The sequence below is a fragment of the Kitasatospora cinereorecta genome, from assembly GCF_024172095.1.
Taxonomy (GTDB): domain Bacteria; phylum Actinomycetota; class Actinomycetes; order Streptomycetales; family Streptomycetaceae; genus Kitasatospora; species Kitasatospora cinereorecta.
In genome coordinates this window covers 415,407-439,828 of sequence record NZ_JAMZDX010000008.1, presented here as the reverse complement: position 1 = coordinate 439,828, position 24,422 = coordinate 415,407, and the positions used below count along the sequence as shown (strand labels likewise).

The window sequence follows — 24,422 nt, the reverse complement described above, 5'->3', positions numbered from 1 at the left end:
CCGTGTGGCGCCACCGTGGGGCGGCCAGCACCTGGCTCCTGGGATTCCAGACGGTCGAACGATCGGTGGAAGCGTTGGACAGCGGTGTGGATGGATGCACGACTTCCGTGAACCCGAGGCCGTCCTTCGGGCCCATGCCGGCTCCTGGCTCGGACAGTTGAGCGGCCTGGACCGCGCCGACTACGACGACTGGCCGTCCTACCTTTCTGCGACGCACCAACGGCTTTGCGCAATGCACGGGCTCGACCCGGGCCACATGAAGGGCGACCAGCGCTGTGACCTGGATCGGTATGGCTGCCTCCGAGCTGCTTCACGGCGGCGACATGGGGGCCGCCTTGGCCTTCCTGGCCGATGCCGAGGTCTTGGTCGCCATGGGAATGGTGGCTGATGGGCCGGATCGCTGCTGCTGACCCCAGACCGGTGGATCCGGGCTCAGCCACCCGACATCAGGAGTTCAACCTGAGTAAACGCGACAGCGCGCCGGCCACTCCGGCGACAGCCTCCACGGCGGCCTGACGGCCACCCAGACCCCCACCACTCAGGCACCGGCATCCCGGCACCCAACAGACCCGCCAAGCCCGAACGAGGGCCGGCCCGAACGGCAGCACAACAGGCAAGAAGGCGGGGCACAGCGGTGCGGCCACCCCGAACGGCAGGCAGACCGGCGGGCGCAGCAGCGGCGTCTAAAGCACTACAGATGATCTTGTCAGCTACGTTTCGTCCGTGACGAATCAGCAGCAGGGCGACGACCAGGACGACATCCACAGCATCCGTGAACGCAGTGAGATCCGGAGCGGTTGCCCACCAGGACGTGCGAGTGGTGCGGGGAGGAGATGACCTACCCGCCACGGCGCTGCGAGGACAGCTGAGAGTTGTGCGCCGCGTGCAGCGCATGCTTGTGCGACGACGAAGGCGACGAGGTGTGCCGGAAGTACCCCGACCAGTCGCACCGGGGCTGACGACGGCGCGCTCCTGGTCGTGCTCGTCGTCCCGGTGCTCGTGGCCGGTGGGACTGTCGGCCGGAGGTCACGGGCGGTAGGTGATCCGGATGACGCGCGGTACGCGAGTCCGCGGCTGCCGGCGAACCAGTCCCGGCTCGATCCGAGCGGCCAGGAGTCGGCCTGGGGCGAAGCCTCGGTTCCGGACGCCGGCACTCCTCGACGAAGACCGGCCACCATCCTTGGCCCCGGTCACCTTGGCCCGGGCGGCTACCTGGACCGGCGCAAGGAGCAACAGGCCAGCTTCGGAGTGCACCCAACAACCCCGCCCCGGACGGCGGCGTAGCACGCCACTCGGCGCATGTGTCGGCAGCGGTGGCGAAGGCCGTCTCGCCCCCGGTGTGGCGTGCCGGCGGACGTCGCCGAGCTCACCGGCCGGTCCCTTGGGCTGACGCCCATCATGACAGCCAGGATTCGAACCGCTGACGCAGTCGCCGAGTCCGGGCGCAGCCGGCGTTCCAGGCGCAGGGCCGCCGCCCGCGTGCACCGTCAGAAAGCTGTCGGGCGCCAGGAAGGCCGCCCGACAGTAAGTTGCCAGCCTCAGAGCGAGTCTAGGTAGGCCACGGCTTCGTGTGGGGGCATGATCATGTGCGCGCCCAGCGCCGCGAGCGGCGACTTCTTCGTTTCCTTGAAGAAGTTCTGGTCCGAGGTGACGTACACGTCAGCACCCGCCTGGATGTGGGTGTGCAGCCCCAGACCATCCAGCCGCTGGTTCCGCCACTTGCGTTCCGCCCTGTCTGCGTTCGGCAGACCGTCGGGCACTGCCTGGTCATGATCGAACGGTGCGTCGGGAAACAGCACGTTGTGGATTGCCTCGAGTTCGGTGCCGGTCGACTCGTTGCCCCAGACTGCCCAGTCCCAGTAGGTGAAGTTGTAGTCCCAGATTACGACCGGCTTGAGGATCTCGAGATGGTCCAGCCCCGCGGCCACAACCCGCCGCTGGAAAGCCGCGATCCTCGGTGCAGACCCGTCCGGCTGGTTCTCCGCCGCAGTCGTGGCCGCCAGCCGAACTATGGCAATGCCAGCGTCATGGCGCTCGATCAAGGTCTGCACGCTCGCGGCAGCAGGCCGGTTCTCTTCGATGTCGATCAAGCAGTTGTGTCCAAGGTGAAGGTGAGCACGCACGTCCTTATGGCAAGAGGTGGTACGGCGGATCCCCGTGCACTCGCAACGCGCGAACCACGACGTTGTGCTCCCCGGCGGTCACAACGACTGGATAGGAGAAGCCGCGGCCCACCGAACTGGCGGACCGCGCTTCGGCTCCTTGGCAGCATCAGGCCGCAGCGTGCTGAGGGGACATCGGCTGGGCGCCCGTGACGCGCTCAGGAGGCCGTGCAGCCGGTCTCGCCCAGGTACTGGACAGGTCGGGCGGTGACTATCCGGCGGAGCCGCAGGCGGTCCGCGGTACCTGGCGGGGTGGGGATGCGGTGGTGGCCGGTGGCGGGGTCGAGGTCGGCCCGCCACAGCATGACAGTCATCTCCAGGTGCTGCACCCCTGGTAGCCGTCCGGCAGGATCCGGCCAGGCTCTACCTTCAGGCCGCGCAGCGCGTCGTGGAGGGGGGTTTGAGTCCCAGAGCAGCACCGTGCGACCGGCGTCAGGCCGGCCAGGTCGGCGAGTGCCGGGCCGAGCTCGACCGCGTCGGCGGGAGCGCTGGAGGTGCGGGGGCCCCGGTCAGGCGCAGCATGCGGTCGTAGAGGGTGGCGCCGTCCCGGTCGAGGTCAGTGAGCCGGCGGGGTGGCGGGGGTGTCCGAGCAGCCAGGACAGCGGCGCAGCGCGACCCGCACACGGCCCCCGAACGGCGGCGCAGCGAGGCGAATTTACACCACCACCAGCAACCAATCCGCCAAAACAACCCAACGGAATTACCGGCGGAATTCATACCCCGAAAACCCGCCCACCACACCCCACCGACCCCCGCCCCGGCCCCACCGACCCCGACCTGCATCGACCACCACACACAGTTACCAATGCCCGGACACCCACCACCCTCGGACACCCCCAACAGGTCCAACCAAAGGTCCAGACAATCCAGCGTACGGGGCCATTCCACGCCCAACAACCCAAACAGGTCACACCCAGCGGTGGGGCGGCGGGTAGAGCTTCGCGTGCAGCACCCGCACCTCCCACCACGGATCGTCCGGGACGGAGACCAGCGCGGCGTTCGCCGTGCAGCCGCCAAGTCGGCTGGTGACGGGAACGCGGAACTTCACCCAGGTTCTGCTGTTCTCCGCAAGGCTGGGCTCATGGCTTCCGTGGTCTTCCGTATCTCTCCGATCGCCGGGGAGACGACCTTCTCGCTGGTTAGCCGGGTCGCTGCCCGCTACGGCCTGGACGACGCCGCTGTGCTGACGCACTGGCAGTTGCTCAGCCACCAGCCTCGGCATGAGGGCGGTGCGCTGCGGGCGGACGCCGAGGTGCTGCCGGATGCGGCGGGGCGGCGGGTACTGGCCGGGTTGTGCGGGGTCGACGAGGACGTGCTGGGGCGGGCGTTGCCGGCGTGGGGGCTGGACGACAAGAAACTGGCCTCGCAGGCGGCTGGCAGCGGCCCTGGGGCGGTGTGGCGGGTGGGCGGCGCGGCGGTGGGGCCGGTGGCGTTCGGGTGCCGGTGGTGCGCAGCCCGGCGGGCCGGAGCGCCGGTGCGGGTTATGCGGTACGCGCAGCGGTGGGAGCGGGTGTGTACGCGGCACGGGCGGTGGCTGCTGGACGCCGATGCGGACCAGGCGTTGGAGTTCCTGGACGTGCGCGGCCTGCCGGAGATCGTCGAGGCGCAGCGGCGGTGGGTGCGGGTGGCGAGGCGTGCGGTGCGGGCGGGGGTTGGGCCTGGGGAGGTGTTCGCGGTGGCGTATGCGGTGGTGTGCCGGTGGTGGGATCTGGCGTTGGAGTGGCCGGACGAGCGGGTGTGGCCCGCGCGGCTGCACGCCCTGGCGGGCGGGGACGCGAGCGGGGACTTCTGGCGGTGGCGGGCGGTGGCGCGGGACGCGGCGGTCTTCCCGGAGGTGGTGGAGGTCGCGCGGGCGCTGCTGGATCCGGTGATGGCCGAGTTGGTCTGGCAGGACAGCGGGGCCGGGCGACCCCGGGCGTTGCCGGCGGACGGGGCGTTCTGCCGGCAGCTGGGTGAGCGGGTGGGGCGCCGGTGGTTGGGGCCGCTGGCGGCGGTCGACTTCGGCGGGCCGCTGATCGCGTGGTGGAGCGGTGATCCGCCGGCGCCGCGGCGCGGCCGTGCCCCGCGGCCACAGGGACGAGTTGTGGTGGGTGCGCCGTGAGCTCCAGCCGACGAGCATGGCGGCGCAGCTGCGGGCGCTGACGAAGGAAGCGAAGCTGCCGGGGTCGGGGACGGTGTGGCGCTCGGCGGTGGCGCCTGAACGGCGCGCGCTGATCGGCAACTTGCTGGACGACGCGCAGGAACAGCTGATCCAGCTGCGCGGGGCGCAGCGGGGCAGCAGTGCGGAGGCGGCGGAGCGGCTGCTGAAGGGCCTGGGTTGCGGCATCGACCGGCTGCAGCAGGCGGTGCGGGAGACGGTGGGGGCCGCGTTGGAGGCCGGAGTGCGAGTCGAGGACGTCGCGGCGTGGGCGGGGCTGTCCCCGGATGCGCTCGCCGAGGTGCTCGGGGATGGTGGCCGGGCGGTGCGATAGAAGGGGTCTGGCGGGTCGTCGGGCCGGGGCAGGCCGGCGCTGTGTAGGACGGCACCGGGCTTGGGCTTGGTGGTGGGGTGTGGGCCCGGGTGAGAACGCGGGTGCGTATGGGGCGCTCTACCGCACCAGGTCACGGGGTGGGGCGGGAACGGGGAAAGCCGTCCGCGTGGGCGTGTGTGGCGGGTTGGCTGAGAACCGTGAGCAGCGTGAACGGTTGGGCCGGGGCGGGTGGGTCCGCGGGCCCGGTGGATGTGGATGGGCGGGCGGGGTTCGAGGCGGTGTTCCTCGATCCGGTCGGCCAGGAGGTGCGGCAGCGGTGGGAGGACGCCTGCGTGACGGTGGCCTTCGAGGACCTGGCGCCGGTGTCCGCGTTCCCGGTGCCGCCCGGGAGGCGGTGGGGGCCGGGGCTGTGGTGGTCGGCCACCACCGGGCGGCACGTGGTCGCCGGGTCCAACGCGATGCGCGCCCAGCTGATGGTCCTGGACCGCGACCCGCAGGTGACAGGGCTGGCAGGGCGGCCGGTGCGGCTGGTGTGGCGCGACCATGGGGGCTCGGTGCGCTCGTGGGTGCCGCAGCTGTTCGCGCGCTACGCGGACGGCACCGCCCTGCTGGCCGACTGCCCGGGGCATGCAAAGGCGGGCGGTGAGCGGGCGCTGCGCGGCGCGCAGGCGGCCCGGGCGGCGTGCGACCTGGTCGGCTGGCACTACCGGCGCCTGGAGCCGCTGGATGCGGTGTTCGCGGCGAACCTGAGGTGGCTGGCCGGCTACCGCCATCCCCGCTACCAGGGCCGCCCCGGGGTGGCGGACGCGCTGCTGGAGGCGTTCGAGCGGCCGCGGCCGCTCCTGGAAGGCGTTCAGGCGCTCGGCCCCCCGATGACGGTTCTACCCGCCGTCTTCCACACCCTGTGGCACGGCCGGCTGAGTGTGTCGTTGGAACGCCCGCTGCACCAGGGCGTCCTCGTCGGCCCGGGATCCGTACAAGCCATGGCAGGAAGCAGCGGGATGGGGACAGCCGGGGTGGCCGGCGATTGTGGCGGGGGTGGGATGTGAGCGCGGCGCCGCGGCGGCGTGGCGGGCGTCCGGTGCTGGCGGTCGGCGGGCAGGTCCGTTTCCGGGGGGCGCGCTGGCAGGTCGTCGGCCTGGCCGGACAGCGCGTCCACCTGGTTGCCGACGAGGGGGAGGAAGTGGTGCTGGCCGGGCGCCTGTTCGCCGACCCCACGTTCGCCCTCACCGGCCCCGAGGCCGACGGGAAGGCGGAGGCGGCGCCGCAGTGGGGCCTGTTCGAGACCGCCCCGGCGGCGGCCCGGGAACGGGCGCTCACGTGGCGCCGGCACATCCGCGAGGTCGAGACCGGCCACCCCGACGGGGCCGACGCGGGCGCGGTGTCGGGCTTCACGCTGCCCATCGCGGCCGCAGCCTCCTCGAAGGTCTTGTCCTCGAGGTAGACCATGCTGACAACGGTCCGCTGCCGCTCGGGCAGCCGGCCGATCAGCTCCACCACCAGCGCCCCGAGGTCCGTGGCATCGGCGTGCGGCATGGCGCCGTCCCACGACACGGTGAAGTCGTCCTCGGCCGGCAGTTCCACCACGACCAGCCTGCGGTGGCGCCGGTAGAAGTCCCTCGCGGCGTTGCGGACCGCCGTACGCCCGTACGCCTTCAGACTCCCGGGCCGGCCGCTGATCCGCTCCCAGGAGCGGAACAGCCGCAGGTGCGCGTCCTGCAGCACGTCCTCGGCCACGTGGTGGTCGCCCCGGCTCTCGTACAGCGCCACGGCCCACAGCGCGGGCCGCGTCCGGGCGACGAAGTCCGGGAACCCGGAGTACGACTCCGGTTCCCCGGCCGCGTCCTTGATGGAAGCGTCCTTCGTCACGCAGCGCTCCGCAGCGCCGCCCGGGCGTCCGGCGTCTCACCGGGGACCCACACCGCCCACAGCGGCGCCCCGGCCTCGAACTGGACCACGGCACCACCCGCGGGCAGCGCCCGCACCACCTCCACGAAGGTGGCGCGTCTCTCGCGTTCCATCACCACGCTGTGCTGCAGGCGGAGCATCAGCTCCGCCGCAGCCAGCAGGCGACGCGAAGCGAAAAAGATCAAGGGCGGGACCAGCATGGGCGCGAAGGCCCACACGGGTCCCGACCCGAGCAGAGGCGACCCCATCGGTCGGTCCCCTTTCTCGTGCAGTCGTTGGCATCTGACGTCTCGTCGGCCCAGCATCCCGGACCTCACCCACAACCACTCCCCCAACCACCCGAATCCGGATACCCACCCCCGGGAAGTGACTCAGATCACATCGAAGCTCGGTTTCGGCCCCGCCCCCGTACCCCGCCGCCCGGCCGCGCAGACACCCGACACCCGCGCTGCGGCAGGCACGGGCACCGGGTCTCCCGGGAGCAGACCCCGGCCCAGACACCCCGCCCACCCGGAACCCGGCGCAGCACGCCGCGGCCGACGGGTGCGCTGGCGGCGCCACCGCCCCGGCCGGATTCCGCGGGGACGCGGGGCCGGGCTGTACGGGGTGGCGGAGATACAAGAACCGTCACCTCCCCGGGGCGGCACGGGGACCGGGCTACAGCGCAGGGCAGGCGAGGCCGAGGTGCGGCCTGGCGGCCCTCTGGTGCGGGGCTCTCCCCGGGCCAGCCACCGGCGACCGGCCCCGAACAGAGGCAGACGGCCCAGGCCAGCCGGAAGGACGGACCCGGGGCGTCCGAGAACGAGCGGAGCAGAAGGCTGCCGAAGGCACTGCGGAACCGGGCCGGCGAGGTGGCATGGACGGACCGGTGAAACCCGGCCGGACCGGTCGGGCCCCAGCCCCGTGGGCGCAGCCGGGCGCGGCCGGTGGATCGGTGCAGGCCCGGAGAAGGCGGGCGTACCCAGGGATCGCAAGCATCCGCGTGACCCGGAAGTCACAGCGCTCTTCGCACATGCAGCCGAGCGGTCGAGCGGTCGAGCAAGCCCACCCCCGCGCACAGGCGTCCCTCTCCTTCTGGCGTTGGTCGTGGGAGGCCCGGTCGTCCGGGTTGTCCAGCGCGTCGAGCAGACAGTGCGGGCCTGCTGGTCAGCCTGGCGACAGCCAAGATCCACGACCTCGACCATGAGAAGCCCAGCTCAACAAGCTTTTGAGCTCAGCCAACCCACTGCCACCCAACCCGCTGACGCCACCCCACCCACTCACACCCTGGGGCGGGGCCTGCGCTACATCCTCTCCTCCGTGAAGGTGCTGTCCGAGGGCGTGGACACCTTCGACTGCGACAGCGTGTTCTTCGCCGAGAGGAGATGTAGGGGTGCAGGTTCAGGCGTGGAAAAGGGGCGGCCCGCCGGTGAACCGACGGGCCGCCATGAAAGATGAGATTAGCGAGTGAACGGCTGGCGAAACATCCGATCAAACTCGCGCGTATGAGATTTACATTTCGAGAACTTCACTAAGCGTCAGAAATCGACATTGCCAAGTTTGCGCGTCGACTCGAACCGGGAGCGCCCCGATATAAGATTCACCAGTTCCCTCAAAAAACTCCCTCGAGTTACACGGGAAAATAACCGCCCCATCGATCTCGTAATATCGACAAGGATCCACTACGAGCTCCTCGCCAGGCAAGGAGACCAGGCTCGAGACGAATTCCTCGGCCACCTGTCGCGCAAAATCGATATCCGCAGACAAAGCCCCTGCCACCACTAGGGATTAGTCGCCATAAACTGAAAGTTAGTCATTCTTGAAACATAATTCGCATGTCCGGTTTGTCCATCAAGGAATAGCACATCACCCTTTTTATTCAAAACATTGAATGCGTGATAGATTCCTGGAGTTTTCGCAGTGGGGGGGATATATCCAATCACGATCCCCCTTGCACCGTCACCCGACTTATTTATGTCACTTACTATATTACTCAAACTACGAACATGGAACCGGCGGCCCATAATTTGCTCGATGAGCTTCTTATCTCCACCCTGCAGCCAAGGAACGGCCGACGCGGGCTTTCCGGCCAGCAGGTAATCCAGCGCGACGGCACATGCCCTGCAGTTGGTTTCCCCGCCACCAGGATTGATCATCGCCTTCAGGGTGGGAACGTTCGGCGTCTTGTACTTCCCCCCGAGGATTGTAACGCCTTCGCCACCTTCAAGGAGTCTGATATTTCCAACTTCGGCAGCTCCACCCTCTGTGGCGGCTAGGTCACCCAGGGTGGCCTTGAGGAGTGCGCCTTCCCCGGCTGTGAACATGGTGACAGCTGTCCACATGCATGCCTCGTCTTGATGATTCCATCCGCAATTCCAGCCGTCCCGGACAGGCTGCGTAGCAACGTCCCACCAAAATTTTCCAACGTCACTCATTGAAATCGAGCTGCCGGGCCCTCCACACGCCCCGCCTGACAATGTGCAGGGTCCATGCTTGTCCTCGGGAATATCGGAGAACTCAGGATTCCCGGCCGCATCATCCTGGCATTCCTGTTCGCATGTTGCCCCACCTGCCTCGCCGCCACCGTAGAAGTCAGGCTGGCGGAGCAGGCCCGTCGGATCACTCCCGCCGATGGGGTTGTCGCCGGCGTAGGTGTAGCCGCCGAGTTGTTGGGCGTCGGTGGTTTCGAGGACGGGGTCAACGCTGATGAAGCGGCCGAGGATGGGGTCGTATTGGCGGGCGCCGACGGTGGTGAGGCTGGTTGCGGTGCTGGTGGGGGCGTTGAGGAAGCCGCGGTTGTCGGGCCAGGTGGCGGGGGTGCCGCGGGGGGCGCCGTAGGGGGTGAACTGGCGCCAGGTGGGGGTTTGGGCGGTGTTGTCGAGGTTGAGGCCGTTGGTGCCGTGGGGGTCGGCGATTTCGAAGCGGTAGTTGGTGCCGGTGCCGGTGCGGACGACGGTGCCGCCGCCGGGGAGGGCGTAGTAGCGGACGGAGCTGAGGGTGTTGGTGGTGGTGTTGAGGGTGACCTGCTGGCCGGGGAGGTAGAGGGTGGTGGTGCCGGGGTCCTTCTGGAGGAGGACTTGGCCGTCGGCGTCGTAGACGTAGCTGGTGTTGCCTGCGGTGCCGCCGGTGATGGCGGTGAGGTGGCCTGCGTTGTCCCAGGTGAGGTTCTGGGTGCCGCCGGTGGGGGTGGTGCGGGTGGTGGTGTTGCCGGTGGCGTCGTAGCGGTAGCTGGTGCTCGCGCTGGTGGAGGTCAGGGTGTGGGGCTGGGCGGCGCCGTTGCCGTTGTAGGTGTAGGTGACGGTGGTGTCGGTGCCGCCGGTGGTGGAGTGGTCGGTGTGGGTGGTGCGGTTGCCGAGCTGGTCGAAGGCCCAGTCGGTCCAGTAGGCGCCGCCGGTGATGGCGTCACCGACGGTGGAGTGTGCGGCGGGGGTGGGGGTGGCTGTGCAGGAGTCGGTGGCGGTCCAGGCGGTGGTGAGGCGATCCAGCTGGTCGTAGCGGTAGCACTGGGTCTCGGTGGTGGCGCCGAGGCGGGTGGAGGTCTGCCGGGTGGTGTTGCCGGCGAGGTCGTAGTCGTAGTGCTGCAGGTCGACGTCGCTGGGGGTGCCGGTGTTGGAGCGGGAGACGCGCTGGTCGGTCAGGCGTCCGGTGTGGTCGTCGTAGGTGTTGGTGATCCAGCCGAGGTTGGTGTCGCCTCCGAGGGTCGTCTGGCCTACGTGGCCGTAGGCGTCGTAGGTGACGTCCTGGACGTAGCTGTAGCTGGTGGTGCCGAGGCCGGCGGGCAGGTCGAAGGCGGTGCTGTAGGCGTGGCCGACGATCTCGGACGGGAGGCCGGAGCCGAGGGGCAGGGTGTCGTTGTCGAGGAGGCCGGTGTGGGGGGTGTAGCTGTGCTTGAAGGTGTAGTTCTTGCCGAGCAGGGCGCCTTCGGTGCTGGAGGGGATGGTGTAGGTGTCGCCGAGGGACTCGCCGAAAACGTTGAAGCCGAGGGACTGGGTGATGTAGGCGGCGCCGCCGTTGTACGCGGTGGTGGTGGTGGCGTGGCCGATCGGGTAGGTGACGTTCGCGACGGCGTTGTCGTTGTCGTACACCCAGGCGGCGAGCTGGTTGGCGCTGGACTGGCCCGCGGCGGGGGCGGCGTAGGTTGCGGTCTTGCGGTTGAGGGTGTCGTAGGTGTAGCTGACGGTCTTGGCGCGGGAGTCGGTGGACTCCTTGAGGTTGCCGGCGCCGTCGTAGGTCATGGTGCTGGCGCCGGCGTCGGGATCGGTCTTGCCGGTGGCCTGGCCGAGCAGGTTGTAGGTGGTGGTCCAGGTGGATCCGGCGGCGGTGGTGGTGTTCTGCTTGCCGTGCCCGTCGAAGCCGTAGGTGATGGCCTGGCTGGTGCCGCCCGAGACGGTGTAGGTGCCAGTGAACGGGTCGACGGGCGGGGCGACGGTCGGACGGGCGGTGAAGTCGTCGAGCTCGACGGTCCGGCCGAGCGGGTCGACGACGGTGGTTTTGACGGTGCCGCCGGCCGGCGGGACGACGGTGGTCCGGTCACCGTTGTAGACGGTGGTGGTGACCTCCTGGACCGCCGAGTACTTGAAGGAGGTGTCGACGACGGTGCGGCCGAGGCCGTCGTAGGTGTAGACGTCCTGGTTGGGGACCGTGGCGTCCTGGGGAGAGGGCGCGAGCGCCAGGACGGGGTTGTTGTCCTTGTCCCAGAAGGCGTTGTTCTTCTTGCGGACCCAGCCGCGGGAGTCGTAGGACGACTCGCTGAGGAGCCGTCCGCCCATGGGGGTGGGGTCCTGGGTCTGGCGGACACGGCCGAGGGAGTCGTACAGGGTGTACGAGGTGATGTAACCGAGGCCGTCGTTGAGCTTCTGAGTGGTGGTCCCGGACACAGAGGTCTGGGACACCGTGTAGCCGAAGACCTGGTTGGCCGCCGCGGTGGTAGGGCGGGAGTTGAGCCACACCGAGGTGAGGCGGCCCAGCGTGTCGTACCGGGTGGTGGAGACAACGCCGTTCGCGTCCGTCGCGGTCAGCGGCAGGCCGCGGACCGGGGCGATCGTCGAGCTCGCGGTCTGGTTCTTGGCGTTGGTGACGGACCGGCCGGTGGTGAGTCCGACCGCGTTGGTGGTGTAGGCCGTGGTGGTGGCGTTGCCGTTGCCGTCGTAGGTGACGAGCGGGCGGCCGTAGGTGTCGTAGGTGGCGCGCTTGGCGGTCTGCCAGGTGAACGCGCCGGCGGTGTAGTCGGCGGCCTGGCGGACCATGGTCACGTTGCCGACCGTGGGCGCGGCGGCCTGCGGGAACGCGGTGGAGAAGCTGGGGTCGTCGTAGAAGGTGCGGGTGGCGGAGACGACCTGCGCGGGGCGATTGACCGAGGCCGGGGCCGTGAGCGTGTTGTAGCCGGCCGGGGCGGACGGCTTGGCGCCCTGGGTGTAGCCGGCGCAGGCGACCGAGTCGCTCTCCTGGGAGGCGGCGAGGCCGATCAGGTTGAGCGTGGTGTTCGCCGGCGCGTACGTCACCGTGGCACACGCGTCGTAGACGGCGTTGACCGGGACGGTGTGGGTGTAGGTGGCGGTGAGGAGGCCGAAGCCGGCGTCGCCTGTGTTGGCGTTGTAGGTGCTGTCGGTCTCGGTGTAGCGCCAGGTGGTGCTGCCGCCGGTGGTGACGGCCTGCCGGGTGAAGGTCTCGGCCGGCTTGACGGTGTTCGCGGTCAGGGCCGCAAGGCCGGTGCGGGTGCGGGTGGCGGTGGCGGGCGAGATCCAGTACGAGGTGATGCTCGAGTGGTCGACCACGCCGCCGTCACCGAGGTACGCCGAGGTCTCCAGGGCGCTGCCGGACAGCTGTGGGCTGTCGGCGTGGGTGCCGCCTTGGGAGTCGGTGAGGGTGATGCTGCGGGTGGTGGTGGGGGTGAGGTAGTCCCCGTCCATACCCCGGTAGTAGTCGGTGACGCTCTTGGTCTTGTGCTCGCTGGTGCCGTTACCGCTGCGGCTGGTGACGGTGGCGTACCCGCGGAACTGTCCCCAGGTGCGGTACTTGGGCTGGACGATCTCGTTGTCGTCGTAGTGCCAGGCCGCGCCGCCGGCGTAGTCGTAGGTGGTGGTCCTGTCGGTCGCGGCGCCGGTGATGTCGGTCTCGAGGACCTGGGTGACGGCGTACTTCTGGAACCAGTCGGTGACCGGGGCGCTGTAGAACGGCGGGGTCCAGCTCACCGGGTAGCAGGAGCCCGTGTTCGATGCCGGGTTGGCGGTGGCGATGTAGGCGGGGGTGCAGGGGTTGGGCAGGCCGTAGGTGATGCCGGTGACCGCGCCGAGTTCGCCGGTGATGGAGGTGAGGCGGTAGCGGAACATGCCGGGGAAGTTGGTGGTGTCGACCCGGTTCTGCATGGTCGTGCCGCCGAACGTCACCGCGGGCAGGGTGATGGTGCCGCTGCCGCCGCCGCTGGTGTCGCTGCCGGTGCGGGTGATGGAGGACAGCCACAGGGTCGGGGAGGTGCCGTCCCCGGTCGGGGGCTCGGTCTGCGCGAGGCCGTAGCTGTCGACCGGCTTGTAGCCGGCGGAGGCGGTGTCGTACTGCGTCGTTGCGATCTGCTTCAGGCGGACGGTGGAGAAGAACGACGGCGAGTGCGAGGAGCAGGTCGCACCGGAGGCGCAGATCAGGTCGAACGGCACGTCCGGGTACTGGGTGGCGCTGTTACCCGCGGAGATCGGGTCGCAGGTGGTGGCCACGCAGCGGGGGGCGGTGGTGAAGGAGACCTGGTCGGGGACGGTGTTGTAGGCGCCGCCGTCGAGGAAGCCGTAGTCGATCCGGGCGAGGTGGGAGTCGCGAACGTACTGGGTGTTGGTGGCGCCGTTGTTCTGGCCGTAGTAGTTGGTGTCCTGCGCGTAGTAGTAGGCCATGGCCTGGCCCTGGATGTTCTTGACGTAGTCCAGGTGCCACTTGTAGGCCGTGGTGCACACGGAGGCGTTGAAGCCGCTCGCGTTGTAGCAGGGGTCGCCGGGGTGGGCGGAGTAGACGGGCATGGAGTCGACCGAGTTGGTGGCCGGCTTGCCCGCCGACCAGCCGGGGAGCTGGTTGCGGCCGAAGGAGTAGACGGTGCCGGAGCGGTCGGTGACGGTCCAGTAGTCGGTGTTGTAGGTGCCGGTGCCGTTGTTCGCGCCGGTGATGTGCGCGATCTTGGCGCCGTCGTCGCCGCTGGAGGTGTAGGTGCCCTTCGACGCGTCGTAGACGAGCGAGGTGGAGGAGCCGTTCAGCGACAGGGTCAGGATCTGCCCGGCGTAGCACTCGTCATTGGTGGCGGACGGCGAGGGGCTGCCCTCGGGGCTGTCCGAGCAGGGGATGAAGGTCTGCTCGATGAAGGAGTCGGGGGTGGACCAGCCGTCGCCGAGCCAGGAGGCCTGGGCCTGGGTGCTGGCGGTCTTGCCGTCGACCTCGCCGGAGTCGTAGCCGAGGGAGACGCTCGGGGTGAGGGAGGTGGTGGCGCCGGGGACGGTGACGGGGTAGCTGTAGGTGAAGGAGCCGCCGGAGCTGCCGCCGGTCCACGAGCCGCTCGGGCTCAGGGCTCCGGCGGAGTAGGAGCCTCCGGCCGAGCCCTCCTGCCCGCTGGACACGGTCGCGGCCAGGACCTGCGGAGTGGACGCCGTCGAGGCCTGCACCGCCGTGGCCGTGTCACCGGACCAGACCGCCGAGACCACGTGCGACCCGGTGTCGGTGCTCGCGGGGACCGTCGTGCCGATCTTCGACGGCGTCGCGGCCGCCGCGGTGCCAACCTCGACCTGGGCGGAGACCGTGCTCGAGCGCGGGTCGCGGTCGGTGGTGAGCGGGGTCTGGACGCGGCAGGCCGGCACCTCGGGGGTGGTGAGCGCGCAGGCCGGCAGGGACACTAGCTGCAGGCGGGAGCCGTAGTTGCCGCCGTAGGCCTCGGCGAACGACGAGTAGTCCAGGCCCACGCGGAGCTTGCCGCCGGCCGCTCCCGCGTCAATGCTGAAGACCACACCGGACACGCCGAGCTTGGTGCTCTTCGCATGGTCCAGGACACTGACCGCGACACTGCCCGGAGCGGTGGCACCGTCGGCAGGCTTGGGAGTCTGGACCCACACCGGGCTTCCGGACACCTGTGCCTTGGCGCCCTCGGCCTGGCCAGCCGTCGGGGCGGCCGGCTTGACGGTGCCGTTGGAGGCCTTGGGCCAGGCGGTGGCCTTCGGCTTGTAGGTGCGCTTGGTGTCGTCCTTGGGGTGGACGGGCTTGGCCTGGAGCGGACGGCCGACCTTCACCGACGGAGTCCCAGGAACGGCCGGCGGGGCTGTGTCCGGTGCGGCGGCGAACGCCGGAGCCGCCGTCAGCGAGGCCACCAGGGCGCCCGCGGTCAACGTCCCCAGCCATCGAAGACGGTGATACCCGGATATGGACCACGGCCGGGACACCCGGCGTCGGGGTCCGTCAGCGGTTCGAAGCATGTGAAGGTCGCACCTCTGCTGTTCGTCGCTGCGCGTAGGCAGCGCCCACCCCCGGCGTGATCGACAGCCGGCTCGGGTCGACTATCGCAGCGACGAAGCGGCCGGGTCACCGTCAATCCTGCGCACACAGGCGAAATTTGAAGGATTTGTTACCTGGCATGCTGCTGACATATGCGGCATAGCGGAGGCAAACCACCCAAGGCAGTGACATGGCTTCGGGATAGCCTCGGCGTTCGACCAGGCTGCGCGGTTCCGGAGCGGTGATTCCGGACCTTTGCGGCCAAGCAACAGGAATGGGTGGGCAGTTCCGTCAATGCGCTTCGCCGTACACGGTCAGTCAGTCCTCAACCATTTCGCCCGAAACGGGGAGCCTTCGCGTGCGACCATCCACACCACCCACACGAACCTTGGCCGCCTCGGTGGCGGCGGCCCTCGCCTCGCTGGGGCTCACTGTCCTGTCCGCACCCGCTCACGCCGACACCACCGCCGCAGCATCCAAGCTCCCGCAGGCGATGACGGCGGATCAGGCCTCCAGTCAGGCGCGGGCCACCGGCAAGGCCGTACAGGTCGACGCGGCAACCACCGCCACCGACCAGCTGACCGCCAACCCGGACGGCAGCTTCACCCTCAACCAGTCCGTCGCCCCGGTCCGCAAGCAGGCCGGCGGCGCCTGGAAGCCCCTGGATGCCACGCTGGTCAAGCGCGGTGACGGATCGATCGGGCCGGTGCTGACCACCGGCGACCTGACCCTCTCTGCCGGCGGCGGCGGCGCCCTGGCGACAATGAAGTCCGCCGGGCGCTCACTGTCCGTCACCCTGCCCGACGCCCTGAGCAAGTCTCTGCCCGCACCGGCACTGGACGGGCCGACCGCCACCTACAGCCTCATGGCGGGCGTCGATCTGAAGGTCACCGCTGACCCGCAGGGCGGCTTCTCCGAGGTCCTCGTCGTCAAGGACGCCATCGCCGCCGCCAACCCGGCGCTGAAGTCGCTGGCTTTCACCACTCGAACCAGCGGCGTCAACCTCGCCGCCGATGCCACCGGCAACATCAGCGCCAAGGACTCGACCGGTAAGACGGTCTTCTCGGCCCCCGCCCCCGTCAAGGGAGTCTGGGACTCCGCCGTCGACTCCAGCGCCCCCACCGTGAACGACCCCTCGACCGGCGCCGTGCTCGACGCCCGCACCGGCGCGCCCGCCCGCTCCAGCGCCGCCATGCCGGGTGCCACGGCCCACACGGCGCCGCTCAAGGCGACGTACAGCAACAGCGTCATCACGCTGACTCCCGACCCCGCTCTGCTGTCCGGTCAGGGCACCGTGTGGCCGCTGTACATCGACCCCACCTACGCCTCCGCCGGCAGCTCGGCCCAGGCCTGGACCTACGTCAGCTCCGCCTTCCCGACCACGAGCTACTGGCACACCAGCGACAGCACCGGCCTGCGCGTCGGCGACAACACCTGGGAGTCGCCCTACTTCCTCGGGCGGGCCTTCGCCCGGATGAACGTGCCCGCCAGCATCTACGGCGCCCAGGTCAGATCCTCGCGCTTCTACGCGACCGAGACCTGGTCCCCCTCGTGCACGGCCAAGCCGGTCGAGCTGTGGTGGACCGGCTCGATCTCCGCCTCCACCACGTGGAACAACCAGCCCGGCTGGATCAGCAAGCTCGACACCCAGACGACCGCCAACGGCCACTCCAGCAGCTGCCCGGCCGCATCCGTCGGCTTCGACACCACCACCGCCATGCAGTCCGCCGCGAACAGCGGCCAGGCGGACGTCACCCTGGCCCTCAAGGCGGCCGACGAGTCGGACCCGTACGGGTGGAAGAAGTTCCAGCCTTCCACCATGTACATGTCCACAGATTACAATCACGCGCCCACTGCGCCGACGCCGCTGAGCACCTCCCCGAGCACCGCCTGCGGCGGCACGACCCCGACCGTCATCGGCAACGGCGACGTCACCCTCTACGCGGGCGTGAACGACGCCGACGGCGGCGCCGTCGGCGTGGCCTTCACCGCGGTCAAGACCTCGACCAATGCGGTGGTGGCGAGCACCACCACCTCCACCCTGTCCGCGACCGCAGGAACCACAGCGTCCCTGTTCATCCCCAGGACCACCCTCGCGGACGCCGCAAACGGGGCGATGACCACGTTCTCCTGGAACGTCTACACCAGCGACGGAATCGCCACCAGCCCGACCAGCGCAACCTGCCAGTTCACCTTCGACCCCACCCACCCCGGCGCCCCCGTCGTCACCCAGAACGCCAGCAAATACACCGTCGGCACCGCCGCGAGCTTCGGCTTCGCCGCGAACCCCACCGGGCCCACCCCCGCCAGCTACCTGTACCAGCTCAACGGCGCGGCGCCCGTCAGTGTGAGCGCCGCTTCCGGCAGCGCCACGGTGTCCGTCAAGCCGACCCGGCGGGTCAACACGCTCACCGTCACCGCCGTCTCCCCCGGTGGCAACATCGGCGACTCGGCGAACGTCGTCCTCAATGCCGCCGCGCCGGCCACGGCTCCCGAGAACGACCTGACCGGCCAGGGTCATGCCGACCTCGCCGTCGTCGGCGGACAGGCGAGCCTGCCCCCGGGGCTGTGGCTGTCCTCCGGAACGACCGTCAACAGCCTCAACGCCGCATCCAACGACATCGGTGCCCAGGGCACCGCCGAGAACACCAACGGCAGCCCCACCGACTGGAACGGCACCCAGGCCGTCGTCGGCCACTTCGCCTCCGGTAGCGGCTTCAACGACGTCCTCGACTACAACCCGTCGACCGGGGCCGGCCACATCCTCTACGGCAACGGCGACGGCTCACCCCTGTCGCCGTACTCCGGAGCCTCAAAGTACGTCGCGTCCACGGCGTTCCAGACCTCAGCGGGAGCGACCGCGACCCACATCGCCAGCGGCGGCTCCCTCTTCAACACCGCCGGCGGAAACCCCGCGACCGGGCTGCCCGACCTGGTCCTGACCCTGAACAACATGCTGTACCTCGAACCCGCCATGGCCAACCCCGGCAAGTTCAAAGGCGCCGACAACGCGCTCGTCCTGACCGACAAGAACCCCACCGGAAGCGGCGACTGGGCCAACTGGTCCATCACCAGTGCCGTAGTCAACGGCCTGCCCGGCCTCTTCGCCCGCGACGACATCAACGGCAAGCTCTACTACTACAACCCCACCGTCCTGAACAACCTGGCAAAGAAGGCCGAAGGCGGAGAGCTCGGCGCCGGCGACCCCACCTCCGCCGTCCTCGTCGCCGCCACCGGCTGGACCAGCTCCGCCGCCCCCGTCCTCCAGGCCGCCGACATCAACCGCGACGGCACACCCGACCTGTGGGCCGTGGATGCGACCGGCAAGGCGACCGCCTACCTGTTCAACGGAACCACCCTCGGCAACCTCACCCCCCAGCAGCTCGTCCCGCCCACCCACACCTGGCCCCTCACCGACATCTCCAAGGACGGCGACACCGTCGCCACCACCGCCGACACAACCGGGACCACACCGCTCACCGGCCAGACCGGCAGCACCTGGAGCACCAAGGACCTCTTCAACCCCGACGTCCACCTCGACGGCGGCAACACCGGCGGCACCTCCGGCGGCGTTCTCAGCACCGCTGCCACCTCCCCCGCCCTGGCCCTGGACAAGGACTTCAGCGCCTCCGTGTGGGTCAAGCCCGACGCCTCCGACGGCGTGCTGCTGTCCCAGGACGGCACCAAGTCGGCGGGATTCATCCTCTACGCCGACCCGGCCTCCAAGCAGTGGTACTTCTGCATGTCCCAGGCCGACACCAGCGCCTGGATCTACGACTGCATCCACGCCGGGCCCGGCGGCGGCATGGTCCAGCTCGGCGCCTGGACCCACCTCGCCATCACCTACAACGCCACGACCAAGCTCATGGCGCTCTACATCAACGGCATCGAGACCGTCTCCGGCACCCACAACCCCGTCGCCGGCTTCACCGGAGGCTTCCGCGTCGGCGACTACCTCTACAACGGCACCCACATGACCTTCTTCAAGGGCGCCGTCTCCAACGTCCAGACCTGGGCAACCACCCTCACCCCCACCCAGACCGCCCTGCTGTCCGGCACCCCCGGCTACGTCCTGTTCCCCAGTGACGACACCAACTACCCCAGCGGCTCGACCTGGACCACAACCCGAGCCACCATGACCTTCAACGCCGGCCAGCTCGTCATCAACAAGGCCGCCGGCGGCAACTGGGTCATGGGCGCGTCCGGCTACCCCAACGCCGTCCTCACCCTCCAGACCGACGGCAACCTCGGCAGCTACCCGCAAGCCGCCCACACCGCGGGTACCGGCCTGTGGTCCATCGGTATCACCTCCCCCAACGACACCCTCTTCCTCCAGCCCGACGGCAACCTCGTCCTCTACCGCTACGACGGCGCCCCCCTGTGGGCCAGCGGCACAACCAACTGACCACACACCAACAGCCCAACACCGCAAACCCACGAGTGCCCTCGCCGCCCGGCGAGGGCACTCGCCCGTTCCCACCCAGAAGACCAGGGAACCGTCGAACTCATCCAGCCGCAGGGCAGCAGCATCCCGCCCGACCACATCGTCGAACTCCTCACCGATCCCCGCCTGGGCACGGAGCAGAGCGATGCGCAGTTCGTCGCAGACGGGGGCGGGCAGCTCGCGGATGCTCTCCGCGACCGCCTTGGAGATGCGCAGGTCGTACGGGTGGGTCACGGGCCGAAGACCCTCGTCGATGCTCAGGCCGTCCTCGAGGGGCGTCCGGCGTCAACCCACTGCCGGTAGACGGGGGCAGCGAGCCGGTGCGCGCGGTCGGCGGCGTCGCCGTGACGGTCAGCGGCTTCCGCGAACCGCGGACCGGGTACCAGGACCACGCCGACGGCTGGCTGAGCCGCCCACCGCGCACCGTCCGCCCGCCACGGCCTCGACCCCGCCCAGATCGGCGGCGGGGCGATCGGCTGGATCAGCCTCACCGCCGAGAAAGCCACCGCCATGCCGGACAACCACCAGGGTCCCGCGGTCTACCTCGCCAACGCAGAGGTCCTCGCCATGGGCTTCACCGGCACGGACGTCGCCGACCGCGGCACCGACCCGGAAACCGACGCGGTCCACGGGCTCGTCGCGTCCCGGCTGCTCGCCGCCGACTGGCGCCACTGGCCGGCGCCGGAGCGAGACGCGCTGGAAGGCGTGTGGCGCGCCTGGTGGCAGTCGGCCCTGCACCACCACCCCGCGGGCCAGCACATCACCGACGTACTGGAGACGGTCTCCGTCGGCACCGGAGCCCTCGCGCCGTGGCTGGCGATCTGGTCCGCGACCCGGACCGAGACAGCCGATCGACACCTCGCCGACGCCCTCGACAGCTGGCTCCGATGGGGAGAACTCGCCGATCTCCACCTCGGCTTCTACAACGAGCTCCACGCCACCCCGGAACTGCTGCCCTGGCTGCTCTCCCTGGAGAACGGCCGCATCCACGCCGCCCAGCTCGTCGAGATCGAACACATCGCCTACCGCTAGACCCCGCGCAGCCCCGGGGAGGCACCATGCTCCCAGCCCGCCCACCCACCGGCACGGGGCGCAGCGGCAGGCGGCTGGCAGAACGGAAACAGCGGGGGCGGGAGGACGACGGCCGGCGGGCTACTGGCCTTCCTTCTCACCCGGGGCGGCAGGTCGTGCTTGTGCGTCCGCGTGGTTGGCCAGGGCCTCGAGGGCGTCGGCGGTACTGCTCACCAGTCGGACGAACTGCTCGTCCGGCCTGAGCCTGTCGAGGCCCGCGCGGGTGAGGATGGTCGTCCAGTCCTTGGTTCGGGCGTGGGCCGCGCCGTTGGACCGCAGACCCTGGAGCTGGCGCAGCGGGCCGACGAGGGTGGTGGGGTCGCCGCCGGTGTGCTTCACCCAGCCATCGAGGCAGTTGATGGTGGCTGCCTTGGGGTCGGCTCCGGGGAGTGTTCGCAGCGCCTGGGTGCTGAGGTACTCGATGACGCCTTTGGCGAGGGTGAGGATCTGGGTGTCGGCCTCGCTCTGTTCGCTGCTGGTGGGTGTGTGCAGGCCGGCGAAGGCGATCTGGTCTGCGGCGTCCCAGGGCCGGTAGACGGGCTGGCCCGCGGTGGCGGAGAGTGCCGCGCTGAAGTGCTCGCGGGCCTGCGCCAGACGGTGCAGCGGGTCGGCGGTGCCGTCGGTCCACTGGCCGAGGATGTCGCGGCGGAGGCGCTGTTCGTCGATGCCGCCGCGGGGCGGGACGTTGAAGCTGACCCAGTGGGCGCGCTCGGAACTCGGCAGGTCGCGGCCGAGGTCGCCGAGGTAGGCCTCCACCAGGTCCTCGTCGTTGCGGCCGATCGAGATGCCCCACAGGCCCAGGCAGGACAGCCGGCCGGAGGTCACCTGGTAGCGGGAGGGCTCGGAGGTGTAGCGGCGCAGGACCTCGCGTCGGAAGTAGACACGGGTCAGGTAGTCGGGGGTGCCTTGGTTGTTGAAGTGGCTGCTGAGGCGGTCCGGGTTGCAGGTGAAGGTGATGGACTGGCCTGTTCCGGGGTCGGTGCCGATGGTGAAGTCGGGGTACGAGTGGGCGGTCGTGTGCGGATAGCCGAGGTCGGCCGGTTTGGCGTCGATCGGCAGGACCAGGTACTTGCCGCACAGGCGGACGAAGGCGGGGTACGGCTCGTGGCCGCTGTGGAAGTCGTAGGTGCTCACCTCGGTTCGCTCGGTGGCGTGGATCCTCGGGGAGGGCGCGGAGTCGAGGAGGGTGATCTGCTCGTGCTGGATGACGAGGAAGCGCTCGCGGACGGCCAGGTAGCGGCGCAGCGGGAGGGCGGCGACGTCGACGCGCACGTCGGTGTCGCTGCGGTGGATGCGGACGAGTTCCTGGTCGCGGCCGGCGTCGTCGAGGTAGTACCAGCTGCCGTCGGGGCGCGGCACGGCGGCGAAGTACCAGAGGAACGAGTAGGTGAACTCGATGGTGGGCTCGACGACGGGCTGCTGGTGGCGCCGTCGCTGGACGAAGAACTCGGCCCGCTCGGAGGTGTCGGTCAGGCCGTCGTGGAAGACGACGTCCTCGCCGAAGGTTGAGAGGTCTGTCTGCCCCACGCGCCCGTCGGTCCAGGAGAACGTCGCCAGGGCGTGTTCGCGGCCGACGAAGCTGGTCAGGTAGCTGCCGGTCCCCAGGACCCTGCCGTCGGTGGCTTCCTGCAGGACCGTGACCCACTCGGTGGGAGTGGGGTCGATCCGGGCCAGGTAGGACTCCGGCCGTGCGTTCTCGGGCAGGCCGTCCCCGCTGCCGGTGTTGTACATGAGCGCCATCCGGTGAGTCTAGGACCGGCCGCCGACAGCTTCCGTGGTTTTCCGCAGCAGCAAGGGCCTGCCAGCGGCAGCTTCCGCCTTCTGCGCATGAGCGCCAACTCCTGGCGGCTCGGGAGCGGCCGGGGCTGTGGTCCGCCGGCGGGCCGGCTACCGGTTGCCCACCTTGGGGGTCAGGGTGCCGCTGCGGCGCACCGGTCCGCCGGTCTGGCTCCACACGGGTTCGCCGCAGCGCAGCAGCGTCCATCCCCTGTAGCGGTGGGGCATCAGCTCGCCGACGCCGAGCTGCCCGAGCAGCCGTGTGACGAAGGTGGCCTGCTGGTTGAGGCGGCTGCGTTCCCGATGGGCGTCGTCGCGGTGTCCGTCGGCGCGGGCCGATGCGTCCCGGGCGAGCCGCCTGTGGGCGGCGTCCAGTGCGTAGCGGACGGCGTCGGCCTCGAGTTGCTGCGGTGTCCGGGGGGACGACAGGTGCTCGTTGACTGCGGTCAGGTGGGCGCGCCACTGGGGCAGCATCCGGTTCCTGCTGGTGATGGTCGCGTCGGTCTGCGCGATGAGCTGGGAGACGGGGGACGGGCAGAGGAACACGGCGAGGCGCCCATAGTCGCGGAAGGTGCAGTGGGCGTAGTCGGCGGCCTGGGCGATCTGGGCGCCGAACTCGGCCATGCCGTCGATGTTCTCGGGGAACTTGAACTCGACGCCGAGGATCGGCTGCGCGTCGAACCCGCCAGTGGGGTCGATGGGCCGCAGGACGGCGTCGATGCGGACGGCCTCGCCGGTGGGGTACCGGCCCGGGACCTCCCGCTCGATGTGGAAGTCGGCCGCGAGAACGTCCAGCACGCTGTCGGCCATCTCCCGCTCGTTGCGGTAGACGCCCACCGGCGGTGCCACGAGATCCGAGTACTGCACCGTTCCAGGGTGCCCGGTGCCACTGACACCGGCAGGCCCCGGCCAGGCCGCCGGGGCCCGGCCGGCGGGCGGCGGGGTGGGGGGCCGTAACGCCGTGCGGAGAGTCTCGGCCACCGGGGTCTCGTCCCCGCCGCGCCCTCCGGCGGTCTTCGGCCGGTCGTCGGTCCTGTCCGAGAGCCGGATGGTCCGCCGTCGGTGGGGTGCGCCATGATGGCGGCAGGCCCAAGACTTCACCGCTTGACCCTTCGAACATTCCGGGCCGCGAGTAGAAGGACCGAACGAACCATGTCACCGTCCAGTGAGCAAGGCAGGCTCCCGAGCGAGCTGCCCGCCCTCCACCGTGACCTCCTGGCGCTGTGCGCGCTGCGGGTCGGGGAGACCTCCGTCGAGTGGAGTCTGCTCGCCCGGACCTGCCAGACCGCCGACGGCATCGAGGCCGTGCTCGGCGGGAGGCTGCCCGAGCAGTCCGCGGCGTCCCGCAAGAGCCTTCCCGTGCTGCACGCGGCCCTCCCCCGGCTGGCGGAGGCCCGCGACCGCGTGACGGCCGAGCTGGAGGCCGCCGAGCAGGCCGGTGCGCGGATCGTCACGGTGCTCGACGAGGCGTACCCGGCGAACCTGCGACTGGTGCCCAACCTGCCGCCGTTCCTGTTCCACCTCGGCCCGCTGTCGGCCCTGGACGGGCGCTCCGTCGCCGTCGTCGGCACCCGCGGCGCCTCCGAGGACGGGCTGCGCCGGGCCACCCGGATGACCCGCGGTCTCGTCGAGGCCGACGTCGTCGTGTACTCCGGCCTGGCCAAGGGCATCGACACCGCCGCCCACACCTCCGCGCTGCAGGCCGGCGGCCGCACCGTCGCCGTCATGGGCACCGGCATCGCCACCAAGGTCTACCCGGCGGAGAACACGCGGCTGGCCGCGGCGATCGTCGAGCAGGGCGGGGCATTGTTCTCGCAGTTCTGGCCGACCTCCTCGGCCGCGCGGTGGACGTTCCCGCGCCGGAACGTCGTCACCTCCGGGGCGACACTGGGCAGCGTCGTCATCGAGGCGTCCAGCACGTCCGGGGCGAAGATGCAGGCCAGGATCGCCGCAGAACACGGCAAGCAGGTCTTCCTGCTGCGGTCCCTGGCGAGTGCGGAGCCGTGGGCGGCGAAGATGCTCGCCGAGGGCCGGGCGATCGAGGTCGCCGAGCTGGACGACGTCCTGTCCCGGCTCGGCAGCGCCGCCCAGGCGCAGCAGGCCGGGCAGCAGCGCCTGCAGCTCGCCCTGGCCGGCCTGTGACGGGGCCGGGGCCGC

15 protein-coding genes and 1 pseudogene are annotated in these 24,422 nt (G+C 70.1%); 8 read left to right on the top strand and 8 right to left on the bottom strand.

Translation table 11 applies throughout. The features are described 5' to 3' along the window. Positions 1–1,538: 1,538 nt before the first annotated feature. From FHR36_RS37245 to FHR36_RS37235, 3 genes are all read right to left on the bottom strand, one after another. Positions 1,539–2,090, bottom strand: a complete 552-nt coding sequence (locus FHR36_RS37245; RefSeq protein ID WP_253804605.1) for a hypothetical protein — start codon at positions 2,088–2,090, stop codon at positions 1,539–1,541. 230 nt (positions 2,091–2,320) lie between these two features. Continuing rightward, positions 2,321–2,476 carry a hypothetical protein gene (locus FHR36_RS37240; RefSeq protein WP_253804604.1) on the bottom strand — a complete coding sequence of 52 codons (156 nt, stop codon included), beginning with the start codon at positions 2,474–2,476 and terminating at the stop codon, positions 2,321–2,323. Between the two features lie 593 nt (positions 2,477–3,069). After that, positions 3,070–3,210, bottom strand: a complete 141-nt coding sequence (locus tag FHR36_RS37235) for a hypothetical protein (protein ID WP_253799488.1) — start codon at positions 3,208–3,210, stop codon at positions 3,070–3,072. A 33-nt stretch (positions 3,211–3,243) separates the two neighbouring features. On the opposite strand from FHR36_RS37235, the gene FHR36_RS39735 reads away from it, so the two are divergent. From FHR36_RS39735 to FHR36_RS37215, 4 genes are all read left to right on the top strand, one after another. Next, positions 3,244–4,263, top strand: a complete 1,020-nt coding sequence (locus tag FHR36_RS39735) for a TniQ family protein (protein WP_308199604.1) — start codon at positions 3,244–3,246, stop codon at positions 4,261–4,263. Positions 4,264–4,279: 16 nt separating this feature from the next. Continuing rightward, positions 4,280–4,633 carry a hypothetical protein gene (locus FHR36_RS40180; protein ID WP_253799490.1) on the top strand — a complete coding sequence of 118 codons (354 nt, stop codon included), beginning with the start codon at positions 4,280–4,282 and terminating at the stop codon, positions 4,631–4,633. A gap of 206 nt (positions 4,634–4,839) precedes the next feature. Further along, positions 4,840–5,682, top strand: a complete 843-nt coding sequence (locus FHR36_RS37220) for a TnsA-like heteromeric transposase endonuclease subunit (protein ID WP_253800616.1) — start codon at positions 4,840–4,842, stop codon at positions 5,680–5,682. Next, positions 5,679–6,077 carry a hypothetical protein gene (locus FHR36_RS37215; protein WP_253799492.1) on the top strand — a complete coding sequence of 133 codons (399 nt, stop codon included), beginning with the start codon at positions 5,679–5,681 and terminating at the stop codon, positions 6,075–6,077. Before FHR36_RS37220 ends, FHR36_RS37215 begins: the two co-directional genes overlap by 4 nt. 2 nt (positions 6,078–6,079) lie before the next feature. Here the strand turns inward: FHR36_RS37215 and FHR36_RS40435 are convergent. After that, positions 6,080–6,502, bottom strand: a pseudogene (locus FHR36_RS40435) (RNA polymerase sigma factor); the annotation flags it as partial. Further along, the gene (locus FHR36_RS37210) at positions 6,499–6,726 is read right to left on the bottom strand and encodes a hypothetical protein (protein ID WP_253799494.1); all 228 of its coding nucleotides are present in this window, start codon (positions 6,724–6,726) and stop codon (positions 6,499–6,501) included. The pseudogene FHR36_RS40435 and the gene FHR36_RS37210, both read right to left, overlap by 4 nt. A gap of 1,114 nt (positions 6,727–7,840) precedes the next feature. Between FHR36_RS37210 and FHR36_RS37205 the strand changes: the two genes are divergently transcribed. After that, entirely contained in the window at positions 7,841–7,978 is a 138-nt protein-coding gene (locus FHR36_RS37205) for a hypothetical protein (RefSeq protein WP_253799496.1), read from the top strand. A gap of 323 nt (positions 7,979–8,301) precedes the next feature. Here FHR36_RS37205 and FHR36_RS40175 read toward each other — a convergent pair whose 3' ends face one another. Continuing rightward, on the bottom strand, positions 8,302–14,772 hold the full coding sequence (locus FHR36_RS40175) for a toxin glutamine deamidase domain-containing protein (protein WP_308199731.1): 6,471 nt from the start codon (positions 14,770–14,772) through the stop codon (positions 8,302–8,304). A gap of 590 nt (positions 14,773–15,362) precedes the next feature. Here FHR36_RS40175 and FHR36_RS37195 point away from each other — a divergent pair. Together FHR36_RS37195 and FHR36_RS37190 are read left to right on the top strand one after the other, a co-directional pair. Continuing rightward, on the top strand, positions 15,363–19,379 hold the full coding sequence (locus tag FHR36_RS37195; RefSeq protein ID WP_253804603.1) for a LamG-like jellyroll fold domain-containing protein: 4,017 nt from the start codon (positions 15,363–15,365) through the stop codon (positions 19,377–19,379). A 549-nt stretch (positions 19,380–19,928) separates the two neighbouring features. After that, the gene (locus FHR36_RS37190) at positions 19,929–20,450 is read left to right on the top strand and encodes a hypothetical protein (protein WP_253804602.1); all 522 of its coding nucleotides are present in this window, start codon (positions 19,929–19,931) and stop codon (positions 20,448–20,450) included. A gap of 120 nt (positions 20,451–20,570) precedes the next feature. Here the strand turns inward: FHR36_RS37190 and FHR36_RS37185 are convergent, their stop codons facing one another. Together FHR36_RS37185 and FHR36_RS37180 are read right to left on the bottom strand one after the other, a co-directional pair. Then, entirely contained in the window at positions 20,571–22,229 is a 1,659-nt protein-coding gene (locus tag FHR36_RS37185; RefSeq protein WP_253804601.1) for a hypothetical protein, read from the bottom strand. Positions 22,230–22,376: 147 nt separating this feature from the next. Then, the gene (locus tag FHR36_RS37180; protein WP_253804600.1) at positions 22,377–23,132 is read right to left on the bottom strand and encodes a hypothetical protein; all 756 of its coding nucleotides are present in this window, start codon (positions 23,130–23,132) and stop codon (positions 22,377–22,379) included. A gap of 285 nt (positions 23,133–23,417) precedes the next feature. Here FHR36_RS37180 and FHR36_RS37175 point away from each other — a divergent pair, with 285 nt between their 5' ends. Then, complete coding sequence (locus tag FHR36_RS37175; protein ID WP_253804599.1) at positions 23,418–24,407, top strand: DNA-processing protein DprA; 990 nt, start codon at positions 23,418–23,420, stop codon at positions 24,405–24,407. The last annotated feature ends 15 nt before the right edge of the window (positions 24,408–24,422 follow it).